Genomic DNA, 16,331 nt, shown 5'->3' with positions numbered 1-16,331 from the left:
AACTTAGGTCGTTGTCGCGAGGTGGCGTATATTACGCTTTCCTCATTGAGAGTCAAGTATTTTTTTACTTAATCTTTTCAGATTCTCTCGCTGCCGGTTCAGTGTCCATCGCGCTTTGCGTTGGCTTGTTCCCGGTCAGTGGATGCGCATTATAGGGAGTCAGAAAAATCTGGCAAGTGTTTTTTGCAAAATAATTTCCAACTGATTACCCTTTATACTTCACGTGTATTTTTTCAACAAAAAATGCCATTTGGGGCAATATTTATATGAAAAAGGCGACCTTATGGTCGCCTTTTAACTTACATTTCGATAATAACCTAGCGCTTACTTACTGCTTTGCTACGATTTCATCGTTTTCAACATCCAGAGTAATTGGTTTACCTGGGATTAATCTGCCTGACAGAATTTCTTGTGCCAGTGGGTTTTCAATCTCTTGCTGAATTGCACGTTTCAACGGACGAGCACCAAAGATTGGGTCGAAACCAGCTTCACCAATTTTCTCTAATGCAGCCGCCGTTGCAGTGACTTCATAACCATGTTCTTCCAAACGTTTATATAAACGAGCTAACTGAATATTCGCAATATTCGTAATTTGCTCTTTACCTAACGGATGGAATACCACAACTTCATCAATACGGTTAATAAATTCAGGTCTGAAGTTATGAGCGACAACTTCCATCACCATATCTTTCATTTCTGAATAACCAATCATGCCAAAACGTTCTTGGATAAGATCAGAACCTAAGTTTGAAGTCATGATGATTACGGTATTACGGAAATCTACCGTTCTACCTTGCCCATCAGTTAAACGACCGTCATCTAATACTTGCAGCAAGATGTTAAATACATCTGGGTGCGCTTTTTCAACTTCGTCCAGCAAAATAACTGAATATGGGCGGCGTCTTACCGCTTCAGTTAAATAACCACCTTCTTCATAACCCACATATCCTGGAGGTGCACCGACTAAACGAGATACAGAGTGTTTCTCCATAAACTCGGACATATCGATACGAACCATGGCGTCGTCACTATCAAACATAAAGTTTGCTAGTGCCTTACATAATTCTGTTTTACCTACCCCTGTAGGGCCTAAGAACATAAACGAACCAATTGGGCGGTTAGGATCCGATAAACCTGCACGACTACGACGGATAGCATTCGACACAGCCACAACCGCTTCATCTTGCCCAATCACACGTTGATGTAATTGTTGCTCCATCCGTAACAGTTTTTCTCTTTCGCTTTCAAGCATTCTTGATACTGGAATACCTGTCCAACGAGCCAGAATTTCTGCGATTTCGACGTCAGTAACTTTATTACGTAAAAGCTTCATGCTTTTACCTTCTGCTTTCGTCGCCACTTCTAACTGTTTTTCTAATTCAGGAATACGTCCATACTGTAACTCAGACATTTTCGCCAAATCACCATTACGACGCGCTTTTTCCATCTCAATACGCGTATTTTCTAATTCAGCTTTGATATGTTGAGTACCAGTTAATGATGCTTTCTCTGCTTTCCACTCTTCTTCTAATGCAGAATATTCACGCTCTTTTTCCGCCAGCTCTTCTTCTAACATTTCCAGACGTTTTTTACTGGCATCATCAGACTCTTTTTTCAGTGCCTGTTGTTCCAGTTTTAATTGGATAATACGTCTTTCCAATCTATCTAAAGATTCTGGTTTTGAATCCATCTGCATACGTAAGCTAGCGCCCGCTTCATCGATTAAGTCGATAGCTTTGTCTGGCAGCATACGGTCAGTAATGTAACGGTGCGATAACGTCGCTGCCGCCACAATAGCTGGGTCAGTAATTTGCACATGATGGTGCAATTCATAACGCTCTTTCAAACCACGCAAGATAGCAATGGTGTCTTCCACGGATGGTTCTGCAACATATACTTTTTGGAAACGACGCTCTAACGCAGGGTCTTTCTCTATATATTGACGGTATTCATCAAGGGTTGTTGCCCCCACGCAATGCAGTTCACCACGTGCCAGTGCAGGTTTTAACATGTTACCAGCATCCATTGCACCATCAGCTTTACCCGCACCCACCATAGTATGTAATTCATCGATAAACAGAATGACGTTACCTTCTTGTTTAGCAAGGTCATTCAGAACACCTTTCAAACGTTCCTCAAATTCACCACGATATTTCGCCCCTGCAATCAGAGCCCCCATATCCAGCGATAAAACACGTTTGTTTTTCAATCCCTCAGGGACTTCACCATTAACAATACGCTGTGCAAGTCCTTCAACAATCGCTGTTTTACCTACACCAGGTTCACCAATTAATACTGGGTTATTTTTAGTACGACGTTGTAATACTTGAATGGTACGACGAATTTCTTCATCACGGCCAATCACAGGGTCTAATTTCCCTTGTTCTGCACGTTCGGTTAAATCAACGGTAAATTTTTTCAAAGCTTGGCGCTGGTCTTCAGCGCTTTGGTCATTCACTTTTTCGCCACCACGCATCTGTTCTATTGCCTTTTTCAAATTGTCTTTATTAACACCCGCCGCTTTCAACATATCAGCGAGGGTTGTATTGGCTTCTAAAGCAGCGAGCAGAAATAATTCTGAGGAGATAAAGTCATCCCCATTTTTCTGAGCAAGCTGGTCACATAAGTTCAAATGACGCATTAAGTCACTTGATGGTTGTACATCCCCAGCAACACCTTGCACTTGAGGGAGTCGAGCCAACGCATCTTCAATTTTGTTTTCGAACGTAACTGCGTTCACGCCGAGCGTCGTCAATAATGGACGCACGGTACCACTTTCTTGATTAAACAAAGCACTGAGTAAATGAATTGGTTCAATAAATTGATTTTCGCGCCCAAGGGCTAATGACTGGGCGTCAGCGAGAGCTTGCTGGAATTTATTAGTTAAACGATCCAGACGCATAACACCTCCAATAGAATATGATTAAAATTGCTACTGGAGATAAGATGCGGTCTGTTTTTAAATATTCAAGTTTTAGGCGGGATTATTTTTTCAATATTTGTTAATTTGGAATATTATTCCATGAACTAGTTATTTATCCATATAAGGGATGCCATTCTCCCCGTTCTCCCCTCACGTCGGTAGGAAAAAAATCTGTTTTCATCACTGACCGTACAAAACTCACCACCATAAATGGCTGAAATGCCCGCGGCTTGTAGCTTTTTACGCGCCAGTAAATAGATGTTTGCCAGAAATTTGTCATTGTGAGGTGTAAACGCATCTGCAAGATCGGCAGATTGACCAGTAAATGCTTGTTTAACTTCTACGCCAACTTCAAATTTTTCAGGGCCAATAGCCGGCCCCATCCACGCCATAATGTCGCTCGGTTGTGCATTAAATGCCGCTAGCGTATTTTCCAATACGCCATTGCAGAGGCCTCGCCATCCGGCATGAGCCGCTGCCACTTCTTTACCATCGCGGCTGCAAAACAATACTGGCAAGCAATCTGCTGTCATGATGGCACACACTTGACCAACTTGGTTGGTATACACCGCATCCGCTTGACGATTTTCAATCTCGCTTCCCATTAAATGCAGAACATGAGTACCATGTACTTGCTCAAGCCACACGGGTTGCTGTGGTAATTGAGCAAGCTTTTCAAGACGATGGCGATTTTCACTGACTGCCTCAGGCAAATCCTCAACATGGTCACCTAAATTTAGGCTATCAAAAGGCGGAAGGCTCACTCCACCTGCACGAGTTGTACTGCATGTTGAAATATTTTTAGGTTGCGGCCAATCAGGGAAAATCAACGTATTCATTACCAGTCCATATCGTCTTTATGAAGTTCAGTGTCAGCTTTCAGTGCTTCAATCAATTTCACCATATCATCAGGTAATGGCGCATGCCATTCCATTTGGATTCCTGTGATTGGGTGATAAAGACGCAGCATTGTTGCGTGTAGCGCTTGTCTATCAAAATTACGCATCACTTCGAGGAACTCTTCTGTTGCTCCTTTCAGTGGACGTGGTCGACCGCCGTATAATGGATCACCGATTAATGGATGGTTGATATGCGCCATATGAACACGGATTTGATGCGTTCTTCCGGTTTCTAAGCGTAGACGTAAGCGCGTATGAGCGCGAAAATGCTCCATGACTCGATAGTGAGTTACCGCAGGCTTGCCCATTGGATGAACAGCCATGTGCGTTCTTTTGGTTGGATGGCGAGAAATTGGCTCTTCGACCATACCGCCTGCTGTCATACGGCCAACAGCGACCGCTTCATATTCACGCGTAATTTCACGGCGTTGCAAGGCTTCCACTAAGTGAGTCTGTGCCGGAACTGTTTTAGCGACAACCATCAGCCCAGTTGTGTCTTTGTCTAAACGGTGAACAATGCCCGCTCTTGGTACATCCGCAATTTCAGGATAGCGATATAATAATGCGTTTAAGATGGTTCCGTCTGGATTACCCGCCCCTGGGTGAACAACTAAATCACGCGGTTTATTAATAATTAGGATATCTTCATCTTCATAAACAACGTCAAGTGGAATATCTTGAGGTTCCCAACGGCTATCTTCTTCAATCAAGGCATCGATGGAAATTTGTTCACCACCTAAAACTTTTTCTTTTGCCTTATTGATAACTTTGCCGTTAACCTGCACTCTATCGTCTAAAATCCATTCTTTTATTCGAGAACGTGAATAATCAGGGAACAATTCAGCCAAAGCTTGATCTAAACGTTGACCAAGCTGTGATTCAGCGATAGTTGCACTTAATTGTACTTGTTGAGCCATAAATTAATCTACTTTTTGGTGTTTGTGTTTTGACGGCGCTGCCGTTTCATTTAAAATGTATGCTATTGTAACTCGAATTTTGCCGGGAGCCTTACGGATAGACTCCCTCGATACAGTCAGAGGATAACCAACACGTGATGATACGTATGAAATATCTGGTGGCAGCTGCCACGTTGAGCCTGGCTCTCGCCGGATGCTCCAGCAATAACGAAGTCAGCCCCGATAGTTCCCCAGCTGAGATTTATAGTACAGGTCAGCAAAAATTACAGGACGGTAACTATAACGCGGCAATTAAACAGTTTGAAGCGTTGGATAACCGCTACCCGTTTGGTCCGTATGCTCAGCAAGTACAGTTAGACCTGATTTACGCCTATTATAAATCAGCAGAGCTACCAATGGCGATAGCTTCAATTGACCGTTTCATGCGTTTAAACCCAACTCATCCCAATATTGACTACGTACTTTACATGCGTGGCTTAACGGCAATGGCGTTAGATGACAGCATGTTACAAGGTTTCTTTGGTATCGATCGCTCTGACAGAGACCCACAACACGCATTGGTTGCGTTCAAAGACTTGAGCCAATTAGTTCGTTACTATCCGAACAGCCCATATTCCAACGATGCAAGTAAGCGTTTAGTTTACTTAAAAGATCGTTTGGCAAAATTTGATCTCTCTGTCGTTGAATATTACAACAAACGTGGGGCCTATGTCGCGGTTGTTAATCGTGTCCAACAAATGTTACGTGACTATCCAGATACAGAAGCAACGCGTCAAGCGCTCGGATATATGGAAATTGCGTATAAAGAGATGGGCTTAGACAAAGAAGCAAACAAAGTCGGCAGCATTATTGCAGCAAACCAATAAATTGCTTTTTAACGCTATCGATTGAAATAAGAACGGCAGCTTCGGCTGCTGTTTTTTTTGATGATTTTAATCGTGATTTGAAATGCAGTGGGTTTGAAGATGAATCAGAGTGTAGGGATAGTTTTGATCTTTTTCTTTTAAAATTCATAACCTAAAATTTTACCCAAAAAAAGTACCGACTATTTACCGTGTTGATAGCCAACCCTCTCAGTCTCCCTCAATATAGTTATTTTGGCAATCCTTTTACCTGCCTTTTTTAGCCAAAATCACACTTCAAGTGGGTACCCCCTTTCCCATAATTTAAGTGTGATCTAGATCAATTTTTTATTCCTAGATATCGGTATTCTGAATTCATCAAAGACGGAAACAATGAGAGGTAACTATATGATAGTTAACATTACTAGCAAACAAATGGACATCACACCAGCAATTCGTGAACACATTGAAAGCCGTCTAACAAAACTCGATAAATGGCAAGTTTCCTTAATTAGCCCCCATGTGGTGCTATCGAAAGAGCCTCAAGGTTTTATGGTTGATGCCAACATAAAAACCGCTACCGGACAGTTGGTAGCAAGTGCTAAGCATGAAGATATGTACGTTGCAATAAATGACCTTATCAACAAACTCGAAAGACAGTTAAACAAAGTGCAACATAAAGGAGAATCAAGAAGGGCAACTAATAGTGTAAAAGAAGCGAATCTAGAAACGTTGTAATCAGTTGCGTTTAAGTAGTTACGTTATATTTTTATATTATCAATCCACTTATCTTGAAACCTTCCAAACGCGCTCATCATGGGCGCGTTTTTACGTTCTGCGCTGTTTTTTGTTGACTTCTCATTCACTATCATGTCTATTTGAATAACTTCACTCGAAAGGATTTCCCATGAAACTAAATACTGTTTTCTTTTTCTTCTTTAGCCACTCACATTAAGGGGCTTTTGTCGTTCGAGAAAAAAAAGAAGACAATATTTTAAAGCCCCCTACCTAGGGGGCTTTTTTATTCACTGATGTTTGATAGGGTCGCAGAATGGAAAATAGCACTAATTTACTGAAAGTCCGTGAGAAAATTAGCCAGTTAGACAGTGAACTCCTTGGGCTTCTTGCAAAACGTCGAGGCTATGCAATTGAAGTTGCTGAAACCAAAATCGATGATAACCGCCCAATCCGTGACAAAGAGCGCGAACGCCAATTACTCGATGTATTAATTAATAAAGGCACGCCTCTGGGTCTTGATGGTTTTTATATTACACGCTTGTTTCAGATGATCATTGAGGATTCTGTCCTTACTCAACAAGCTATCTTACAAAAACATTTAAATCTGACACCAAGTGATACCGCAAGATTTGCATTTTTAGGACCTAAAGGTTCTTATTCCCATGTTGCCGCGCGTCAATATTCAGCGCGTCATTTTGATCAACTGGTTGAATGCAGCTGCCATAAATTCCAAGATATCTTTTCGCTCGTTGAAAGTGGCCAAGCAGATTATGGTATTTTACCTATCGAAAATACTAGCTCAGGGGCAATAAATGATGTTTACGATTTACTGCAAAATACATCATTATCCATTGTCGGTGAAATTCGTTTGCCAATTAACCATTGCTTGTTGACCACGCCAGGTAGTGAATTAAGCAAGATTGATACAGTTTATAGCCACCCTCAGCCCTTCCAGCAATGTAGCCAATATTTATCTCAGTTCCCTCATTGGAAAATTGAATATTGCGACAGCACATCTACAGCAATGCAAAAAGTGGCAGAACATAATTCCCCTAATGTAGCTGCATTAGGTAGTGAGGCTGGCGGTGCATTGTATGGCTTAACGGTTTTGGAGCATAACTTAGCGAATCAGCAAATTAATATGACTCGCTTTATTGTTGTGGCTCCACGAGCGATTGAAGTAACTGAACAAGTTCCAGCGAAAACGACGTTATTGATCACAACAGGTCAACAAGCTGGTGCATTAGTGGATGCTTTAATTATCTTAAAAAATAATAAGATAGTGATGAGTAAATTAGAATCTCGCCCAATTAATGGTAAGCCGTGGGAGGAGATGTTTTATGTAGATGTTCACGCTAACTTGCGTTCAGATAATATGCAACAAGCACTGAAAGAATTAGCTGAGATCACCCGCTCAATTAAAATTCTTGGCTGCTACCCATCTGAAAATATTGTTCCTGTAGAGCCAGAAAAAATGACGCCTTAATTTTGGCTCAAAAAAATAACACAGGTCATTAGCCTGTGTTATTTTTATTAATTACGATTTCTGTCAATCACGATTTTTGTATTGTCGCGCTGAGTTTAAAGTAATTAACCAGCTCTTGAAGGTGGTAAGCTTGGTCATTCAACGAATCTGCCGCTACGACCGACTCTTCCACCAGCCCCGCATTTTGTTGTGTTGTTAAATCCAATTGCCCCACGGCGCTGTTAATTTGTGAAATACCATCGCTCTGCTCCCTACTCGCTTGACCAATTTCACGCAATAACGCATTCATCTCTTCAACACTGGCGACCATACCATGGATCTGCTGGCTAGCTTGTTCAACCAATTCCATACCTTCTTGGGTTTGTGAAGAGGAGTTTTCGATTAACGAACGAATATCACTGGCCGATGCAGCACTTTTTTGCGCCAATAATCTCACTTCACCCGCTACTACCGCAAAACCACGACCATGCTCTCCTGCCCTTGCTGCTTCAACGGACGCGTTCAAGGCTAAGATATTCGTTTGGAAGGCAATAGAGTCGATTAAGTTAATAATATCCGTCATTTTTTGAGATGAACCATTAATTGCGCGCATTTTATCGGTTAGCTGAACCATCATCTGACCATTGTTTTTGACTGTCACAGCCGTATTGTCAGCTAACATTGTCGCTTCATGGGTATGTTCAGTGGTGTTCTGTACCGTGGATGTAATTTGCTCCATCGAACTTGCCGTTTGCTCAACAGAAGCCGCTTGCTCTTCCGTTCTAGCGGCTAAGTTCTGATTACCCGCAACAATTTGCCCTGCTGCCGCAGAAATACTCTCAGATCCATTTTGAACTTCTTGGACAATCTCAAGTAAGTGCCCTTTCATTTCACTGAGCGATTCAAGTAAGATCCCAGTTTCATCTTTAGATTGTGCTTGAATATTTTGGGTCAAATCACCACTGGCAATTGATTTAGCAAAATCAACCGCTTGCTCTAAAGGTTTAGTGATAATACGCGTGATGTACCACCCCATAACGCAGCCCACAACAATGCTAATGATTGATAAAAATGCCAATAAAACACGATTTGCTTTATAGTCATCTTCCACCTGATAACCCGTTTCTTGCATCAACATATTTTGGATGGCTATCAGGTTTTGGACTTGCTCACGATATTCTCGCTGAATAGCTGATGTTTTTGTCATCATCATTTCAATCGCAGCTTGACGATTTCCCTGATTCATAAACTCCATCATCTGTTGCTGAGCACTAATAAATTTAGCTCTCACCTCTTGGATATTATCAAGCACTTCACGAGAACGGCTATCAGTTATACTTCGATCCAACTCATCCAACAGATCAGAAATATTTTGGCTAATTTTAACTAGCTCTTCCTTGCGTTTTTCACTCCCTCGGTCATCCAATAAAATCAATTCTTGGATACCAATATAAGAATAAAAGTTATCCATCACCGAGTTTGCATTAGCGGTTATTGGATAACTTTTAAAAATAACGTTCTGAATGCTTTCATTTGCTCGATTCATATTTACTAATGAAAACAGAGAACTTAAAACAATTAGCGTGATGAAAACGCCAAACGCGATAGTTAATTTCAAACTAATTTTGAGGTTCTTAAAAGACATAGGTTTACCACACTTATCATCATTTAATGATTAGTGTTATCGGTCAATGGCAAGGGATCTTTATTAGATAAATCGTTTAATTTATAAATATCGATATTATAAATTGATTAATTTCTAATTAATTGGTGGATAAACCTACTTAAGGAAGAAACTCAATTATAAATTTAGGATAAACTACAGAAATAAGTACAATTACTTATTTATTATAAATATTAATAATGGAAATGCATTTAGCACTTTTAGCATAAAGATAGCCATTACCCTTTTTCATCGATTTATAGAGTAATGGCTAAAAGAAATTATTTACGGTTATCGTTCGCCCGCTGTAATAGAGACTGGCTTTCTTTCATGAAATGATGTGCATCTTCACCAAACCACTGGCTGACTTGCTCAAATTGTCGAATAAATTCAGCTTTATCTTTGCGCTCCAGCATTTCAATGGATTGCCCCAAAAGCTGGTAATAACGGCGGATCAATTCAACATTTTCGTCCGAAGACATGATGATATCTGCATACAATTGTGGATCTTGTGCAAACAAGCGCCCTACCATTGCCAATTCAAGGCGATAAATTGGGGAAGAGAGATCCAACAACTGCTGTAGATCAATCTGCTCTTTCGCTAAATTTTGCCCATAAGTAAACGTCGTAAAGTGGCGTAACGCCTGAATAAAACTCATATTACGATCGTGTTCTTCAGGCTTAATCGCTTTCAAACGTGCGCCCCAAACTTGCAGCTGCTCCAGCAGCCATTGATAAGACTCCGCCTTTCGCCCATCACAGAATGCAAAAACTTGCTTGGCAACACTGCCAATATCAGGACCAAACATCGGATGTAATCCTAATACAGGGCCTTGATGCACAGATAACATGGCCTCGAGTGGCTTTTGCTTCACAGAAGCAATGTCTACTAAAATTGTTTCTGGGTCTAAAGTAGGCAAACGTTTAATGACATCAACAGTGAGGTGGATAGGTACACTAATCATCACCACGCTTGCACCAGAGACTATCGAAGCCGCATTATCCCAATCCTGCTCACCCAGCAATTTAACCTGATAGCCAGAAAGGGAAAGTAGACGATGAAATAACCGCCCCATTTTCCCATTCCCTCCAACAATCACAATCGGACCGGCGGTAGGGTTCAGTGTTTTAAATCCTTTGTCATTTTCGCGCGCATAGGACTCACGCATGATCCGTCGAAGAATATCTTCAATCAGATCAGGCGGGATCCCCATTCGCTCCGCTTCTGCTCGGCGAGCCGCCAACATACTAGATTCACGCTCAGGCACATAAATAGGTAATCCGTGCTGGCTTTTGACTTCACCAACTTCAGCCACTAACTGAAGCCGTTTGGCGAGCAAATCTAATAATGACTTATCAACTTCATCAATCTGTTCCCGTAAATGGGATAATTCAGCAGACATACCAATCCCTTGCTCAGCTCACTTTGCTTAATTTCTGCCCGCGCTGCTCAAGCACTGGTGATAATGCTTGGTGTAATTTACGCAACACAGACTCAGTTTCTTCCCAGTTAATGCATGCATCTGTCACCGAAACCCCGTATTTCATATTTTCACGTGGCTGTTCTGATGACTGATTGCCTTCATTAATATGGCTTTCAAGCATAATACCTGTAATTGATTCATTACCATTAACAATTTGCTCGATAATTGAATCAACCACCAGTGGCTGACGACGAAAATCTTTATTTGAGTTGCCGTGGCTGCAATCCACCATTAATGATGGTTCGAGCCCCGCTTTTTTCATTTCAGCTTCACAAGCAGCAATACTTTGCTCATCATAATTTGGTGTTTTGCCACCACGTAAGATCACATGACCATTTTTATTACCGCTAGTGTGCAGCAAGCAAACTTGACCGGATTGGTTGATTCCCATAAAGCGGTGCGGCATTGCAGCGGCTTTTAACGCATTGATGGCGGTAGATAAGCTGCCATCTGTGCCGTTTTTAAAACCCACTGGCATTGATAAACCGGATGCCATTTCACGGTGAGTTTGGGATTCCGTGGTTCTCGCTCCGATTGCTGACCAACTGAATAAATCACCTAAGTATTGTGGGTTATTAGGATCTAACGCTTCTGTCGCCAGTGGTAATCCCATATTCACTAAGTTAGTCAATAGATCGCGGGCAATATGCAACCCTTTTTCCATTTCAAAGCTGCCATCCATAAATGGATCGCTAATTAAGCCTTTCCAACCCACAGTTGTACGTGGTTTTTCAAAGTACACACGCATCACAATATATAAGCTATCACTTAACTCAGCAGCAAGTTTCTGTAAACGCTCACCGTATTCGATGGCAGCATCTACATCATGAATTGAACAAGGACCACATACCACGAGTAAGCGCGGGTCACGCTGATGAATAATATCAGCAATCACTTTGCGCGATGTCGCAATGGCATGCAGATTGCTGTTACTCAATGGATATTTTTGTTTCAGACTTTCAGGGGTGATAAGAACCTGTTCGTCTTGAATATTCACGTTATTGAGTACATCTTTTTGCATGATCATTTGATTACCTATTTAGCTTATTATTTATTAGTGATGTTGTTTATCGATCTTGTGTTTGGTGCGTGAGAGATAACATATCATGCATCGTAAAGATTTCAATCCAAAACTGTAAAATAACTCAATTGCATGTACATAAAAAGTTACACTATTTTATATTATTGAATTTAAATGATATCATGGGATTTAAAGAGAATAAATTCATATTAAAAAGCAAAAAACGAACAAAAATTGTAAAGATAGATTTACGAAATGAGGTTTATTGAACGGTATATTCTAAATAGTTTGAGTTGTGGCTAGGCAGCAAAATGAAGACAGCGCAGGGAGCATACATAAGTATGTGACCTGCGTGGCTGAATGAAGCCAACACCGCCACAGCGCGAAATATGACTTACCAACTCTATTTATTCTAAATAGTTCGGGTTGTGGCTAGGCGGCAAAATGAAGACAGCGCAGGGAGCATACATAAGTATGTGACCTGTGTGGCTGAATGAAGCCAACACCGCCACAGCGCGAAATATGACGAATAAAAAAGGCCCGCAGATGCGGGCCTTTTAACTTTCGGATGTAGCGAAAGCGTATTACTTGGCGTTCAGACGCTCTTTGATACGAGCTGCCTTACCAGAACGCTCACGCAGGTAGTACAGTTTAGCTCTGCGAACAGCACCACGGCGTTTAACAGCAATGCTATCTACGACTGGAGAGTGAGTTTGGAATACACGCTCAACACCTTCGCCGTTAGAAATTTTACGAACAGTGAATGCAGAATGCAGACCGCGGCTACGGATAGCGATAACCACGCCCTCAAATGCCTGCAGACGTTTTTTAGAGCCTTCTACGACCCATACCTTAACTTCCACGGTGTCACCCGGACGGAATGAAGGTACGTCCTGCTTCATCTGCTCTTGTTCAAGTTGTTTAATAATGTTGCTCATAATAACTCTCTTACCCTAGGTAAACTGATATGTTTAGACAATTAATTGTCTGGATTCACTGGTTGCTCAGCCTGAAATTCCCGTTGGAACTCAGCTAGCAACATCCTCTGCTCGTCAGTCAGAGCTAGGCTTTCTAGAAGCTCAGGTCTTCTAAGCCAGGTACGACCGAGTGACTGCTTCATGCGCCAGCTATCGATCTTGGCATGGTTTCCTGAAAGTAGTATGTCAGGAACTTGCATGCCGTCTAACACCTCTGGTCGGGTATAGTGAGGACAATCTAACAAACCATCAGCAAAAGAATCTTCTTGAGCTGAAGCTTGATGACCTAATACTCCAGGAATAAACCGAGAGACTGAGTCTATCAACACCATAGCAGGGAGCTCCCCGCCACTGAGAACGTAATCACCGATTGACCATTCTTCATCAATTTCGGTTTGAATGATCCGCTCATCAATACCTTCATAACGACCACAAACCAGAATTATTTTCTCATTTGTTGCCAGTTCACAAACTCCGTCTTGACCGAGTTTGCGACCTTGAGGTGAAAGGTAAATCACTTTTGCACCATCACCGGCCTCAGCTTTTGCTGCGTGGATTGCATCTTTTAACGGTTGCACCATCATCAGCATGCCTGGACCACCACCATAAGGGCGATCATCAACGGTTTTGTGTCTATCGTGAGTAAAATCTCGCGGATTCCAACACTCAACCGTTAGCAGGCTATTTTTCACTGCCCGACCAGTTACCCCGTACTCGGTTATTGCGCGGAACATTTCGGGAAACAGGCTAATTACCCCAATCCACATGATTTATCCCACTCATAAAAACCGGTAAACCGGAGATTTAAAAACCAGGATCCCACTCCACTTCAATAGTTTTGGTGGAGAGATCGACTTTCTTGATAACCTGCCCATCAAGAAACGGAACCAACCGCTCCTTGATGCCAAATGCATCTTTTAAATTTGCCTTGATGACGAGAACGTCATTCGATCCCGTTTCCATCATATCAATGACAGTACCAAGGTCGTAGCCCTCAGACGTCACTACATGGCAGCCCATAAGGTCTTTCCAGTAGTATTCGTCGTTGTCCAAATCAGGAAGTTGGGTTGAATCAACCGCAATTTCAAAATTGGTCAATAGAGCAGCTGCATCGCGGTCTTCGACCCCTTTGAGCTTGACGATGATATCTTTGTTATGATGTTTCCAATCTTCTATTTCAATATGTTGCCATTGACCAGAGCGTTGGATAAACCAAGGTTGATAATCAAAAATACTTTCAGCATGTTCGGTGGAGGAAAAAACTTTGAGCCAACCACGAATACCGTATGCCGCGCCTAATTTGCCCAATACAATTGGGTTCGCAGGAGGCAGTAGTTTAGTTTGCTTGCTCATTGTTACCACCGTGACAGATTAAGCTACTTTTTTAGCTTGTTTGACCAGTTGTGCAACACGGTCAGAAACAGTTGCGCCTAAGCCAACCCAATGCTCAATACGGTCCAGGTCTAAACGCAGTTCTTCTGCTTGACCTGCAGCGATCGGGTTGAAGAAACCGATACGCTCAATGAAACGACCGTCACGCGCATTGCGGCTATCGGTTACAACGATTTGGTAGAACGGACGTTTTTTAGCGCCGCCACGAGATAAACGAATTGTTACCATAACATCCTCATTAGTTAACAAAACAACCAGACTCCATCGAGGGATAGAGTCCGGCTGTTATATAAAAAGCCCGAAAAGTTTACTCACTTTGACGAAAAAATCAATCAAAAGTACACTTTTGTTTCAGGCTTTATTGCTTAACGCCCCGGGAAACCCGGAGGCATCATCCCCTTCATACCGCGCATCATCTTGGCGAGACCGCCTTTTTTCATCTTTTTCATCATGCGCTGCATATCATCAAACTGTTTTAAGAGTTTATTAACCTCTTGTACTGTGGTTCCAGAACCCGCAGCAATACGACGCTTACGCGATCCTTTGATAATCTCTGGTTTTTCGCGTTCTTTACGCGTCATGGATTGGATCATCGCTTCCATACGGATAGTAATTTTGTCATCCATTTGGGATTTAACAGCATCTGGTAACTGGGACATACCAGGCATCTTACTCAACATGCTGGTCATTCCGCCCATATTACGCATCTGTTTTAGCTGATTTAAGAAGTCATTAAAATCAAAGGTATCCCCTGTTTTCAGCTTCTTCGCTAATTTCTCTGCTTCATCACGGTCAACTTTGTGTTCAATCTCTTCAATCAGAGATAACACATCTCCCATACCTAAAATACGTGAAGCCACGCGCTCTGGATGGAATGGCTCAAGGGCGTCAGTTTTTTCGCCAACCCCTAAGAATTTGATTGGCTTACCAGTAATGGAGCGGATAGATAATGCAGCACCACCACGCGCATCACCGTCAACTTTGGTTAAAACAACCCCTGTTAATGGCAATGCTTCGTTAAAGGCTTTCGCTGTGTTTGCCGCATCTTGCCCTGTCATGGCATCAACCACAAACAAGGTTTCAACTGGATTGATTATACGATGGACTTCTTGGATCTCCTCCATCATCGCTTCATCAACGTGTAAACGACCAGCGGTATCCACTAACAACACATCGTAGAATTGTAATTGTGCGTGTTTTAAGGCTTTTTGAACAATTGCCGCTGGCTTTTCTTGAACTTCAGATGGAAAGAAATCAACGCCAACCGCTTGTGCTAAAGTTTCTAACTGTTTAATCGCCGCAGGGCGATAAACGTCGGCAGAAACCACTAAGACTTTTTTCTTTTGTTTTTCTTTTAATAGTTTACCCAGTTTTGCAACGCTGGTTGTTTTACCCGCACCTTGCAAACCTGCCATCAACACAACAGCTGGGGGCTGAGCAGATAAATTCAGCTGGTGATTCTCTTCACCCATTGCGCGGGTCAGTTCATTTTGAACAATTTTAATGAACTCTTGACCCGGTGTTAGGCTTTTATTAACGTCTTGACCAACGGCACTTTCTTTGACTTTTTGAATAAATTCACGGACGACTGGCAAAGCAACGTCGGCTTCCAGTAACGCCATGCGAACTTCGCGTAATGTATCTTTAATATTGTCATCAGTCAGACGTCCACGCCCGCTGATATTGCGCAAAGTGCGCGATAGTCTGTCAGTTAAATTATCAAACATGTGTCTTAGCTCAATTCTGTTATGGGCCTATATGTAGCCTTATTTGGTTACTCGCGCGCTGTATTTCAAGGGCAAACTCAAGATAGCCACGGCACAATTCAACGCTGTGTTGGTCGCCGATTGTATCACACTTGATGGGGTTTCGCTGCTTCGTTTAGTTAGCCTAAATGAGCGATTAGTAAAGAATATACAGCGATACGTCATACCAATAGTTGGAGCCTACACTTGCACGGGTTATACTAGTTAATTACTATCCACTTAAAATGAATAACGACACTATACT

14 protein-coding genes and 1 other annotated feature are annotated in these 16,331 nt (G+C 42.1%); of the genes, 3 read left to right on the top strand and 11 right to left on the bottom strand.

Annotated features, from left to right (window positions below; translation table 11 throughout):
• Nucleotides 1-328: 328 nt before the first annotated feature.
• The 3 genes from clpB to rluD all read right to left on the bottom strand — a co-directional run bounded on the left by clpB (nucleotide 329) and on the right by rluD (nucleotide 4,739).
• The gene (gene clpB, locus HFU86_RS05010; RefSeq protein ID WP_036949859.1) at nucleotides 329-2,902 is read right to left on the bottom strand and encodes an ATP-dependent chaperone ClpB; all 2,574 of its coding nucleotides are present in this window, start codon (nucleotides 2,900-2,902) and stop codon (nucleotides 329-331) included.
• A 125-nt stretch (nucleotides 2,903-3,027) separates the two neighbouring features.
• The gene (gene yfiH, locus HFU86_RS05005) at nucleotides 3,028-3,762 is read right to left on the bottom strand and encodes a purine nucleoside phosphorylase YfiH (RefSeq protein WP_036949856.1); all 735 of its coding nucleotides are present in this window, start codon (nucleotides 3,760-3,762) and stop codon (nucleotides 3,028-3,030) included.
• Entirely contained in the window at nucleotides 3,762-4,739 is a 978-nt protein-coding gene (gene rluD / locus HFU86_RS05000; RefSeq protein WP_036949853.1) for a 23S rRNA pseudouridine(1911/1915/1917) synthase RluD, read from the bottom strand. The genes yfiH and rluD overlap by 1 nt, the downstream gene beginning before the upstream one ends.
• Before the next feature lie 137 nt (nucleotides 4,740-4,876).
• On the opposite strand from rluD, the gene bamD reads away from it, so the two are divergent.
• From bamD to pheA, 3 genes are all read left to right on the top strand, one after another.
• Complete coding sequence (gene bamD / locus HFU86_RS04995; protein WP_036949850.1) at nucleotides 4,877-5,605, top strand: outer membrane protein assembly factor BamD; 729 nt, start codon at nucleotides 4,877-4,879, stop codon at nucleotides 5,603-5,605.
• A 384-nt stretch (nucleotides 5,606-5,989) separates the two neighbouring features.
• Nucleotides 5,990-6,319, top strand: a complete 330-nt coding sequence (raiA, locus tag HFU86_RS04990; protein ID WP_187128829.1) for a ribosome-associated translation inhibitor RaiA — start codon at nucleotides 5,990-5,992, stop codon at nucleotides 6,317-6,319.
• Nucleotides 6,320-6,487: 168 nt separating this feature from the next.
• Nucleotides 6,488-6,607: a sequence feature (Phe leader region), on the top strand.
• Between the two features lie 25 nt (nucleotides 6,608-6,632).
• Nucleotides 6,633-7,805 (top strand): bifunctional chorismate mutase/prephenate dehydratase, encoded by a 1,173-nt coding sequence (gene pheA / locus HFU86_RS04985; protein ID WP_036949843.1) that lies wholly within the window; start codon nucleotides 6,633-6,635, stop codon nucleotides 7,803-7,805.
• A gap of 67 nt (nucleotides 7,806-7,872) precedes the next feature.
• Here the strand turns inward: pheA and HFU86_RS04980 are convergent, their stop codons facing one another.
• The 8 genes from HFU86_RS04980 to ffh all read right to left on the bottom strand — a co-directional run bounded on the left by HFU86_RS04980 (nucleotide 7,873) and on the right by ffh (nucleotide 16,048).
• On the bottom strand, nucleotides 7,873-9,429 hold the full coding sequence (locus HFU86_RS04980) for a methyl-accepting chemotaxis protein (protein ID WP_132496281.1): 1,557 nt from the start codon (nucleotides 9,427-9,429) through the stop codon (nucleotides 7,873-7,875).
• 299 nt (nucleotides 9,430-9,728) lie between these two features.
• Nucleotides 9,729-10,850 carry a bifunctional chorismate mutase/prephenate dehydrogenase gene (gene tyrA / locus HFU86_RS04975; protein ID WP_187128828.1) on the bottom strand — a complete coding sequence of 374 codons (1,122 nt, stop codon included), beginning with the start codon at nucleotides 10,848-10,850 and terminating at the stop codon, nucleotides 9,729-9,731.
• Between the two features lie 13 nt (nucleotides 10,851-10,863).
• Complete coding sequence (locus HFU86_RS04970) at nucleotides 10,864-11,958, bottom strand: 3-deoxy-7-phosphoheptulonate synthase (RefSeq protein WP_132496279.1); 1,095 nt, start codon at nucleotides 11,956-11,958, stop codon at nucleotides 10,864-10,866.
• 578 nt (nucleotides 11,959-12,536) lie between these two features.
• Nucleotides 12,537-12,890 carry a 50S ribosomal protein L19 gene (gene rplS / locus HFU86_RS04965; protein WP_036949834.1) on the bottom strand — a complete coding sequence of 118 codons (354 nt, stop codon included), beginning with the start codon at nucleotides 12,888-12,890 and terminating at the stop codon, nucleotides 12,537-12,539.
• Between the two features lie 41 nt (nucleotides 12,891-12,931).
• Nucleotides 12,932-13,696, bottom strand: a complete 765-nt coding sequence (trmD, locus tag HFU86_RS04960; RefSeq protein WP_036949832.1) for a tRNA (guanosine(37)-N1)-methyltransferase TrmD — start codon at nucleotides 13,694-13,696, stop codon at nucleotides 12,932-12,934.
• Nucleotides 13,697-13,733: 37 nt separating this feature from the next.
• The gene (rimM, locus tag HFU86_RS04955) at nucleotides 13,734-14,282 is read right to left on the bottom strand and encodes a ribosome maturation factor RimM (RefSeq protein WP_036949830.1); all 549 of its coding nucleotides are present in this window, start codon (nucleotides 14,280-14,282) and stop codon (nucleotides 13,734-13,736) included.
• A gap of 18 nt (nucleotides 14,283-14,300) precedes the next feature.
• Nucleotides 14,301-14,549, bottom strand: coding sequence for a 30S ribosomal protein S16 (gene rpsP / locus HFU86_RS04950; RefSeq protein ID WP_036949828.1), 249 nt, complete (start codon nucleotides 14,547-14,549; stop codon nucleotides 14,301-14,303).
• A 137-nt stretch (nucleotides 14,550-14,686) separates the two neighbouring features.
• Nucleotides 14,687-16,048 (bottom strand): signal recognition particle protein, encoded by a 1,362-nt coding sequence (gene ffh, locus HFU86_RS04945; protein ID WP_036949826.1) that lies wholly within the window; start codon nucleotides 16,046-16,048, stop codon nucleotides 14,687-14,689.
• Nucleotides 16,049-16,331: the final 283 nt, after the last annotated feature.

The organism is Providencia sp. JUb39, from assembly GCF_012272845.1.
Classification (GTDB): domain Bacteria; phylum Pseudomonadota; class Gammaproteobacteria; order Enterobacterales; family Enterobacteriaceae; genus Providencia; species Providencia lanzhouensis.
Note: the sequence above shows the minus strand (reverse complement) of the source record. Positions and strands in the feature narration are given on the sequence as shown.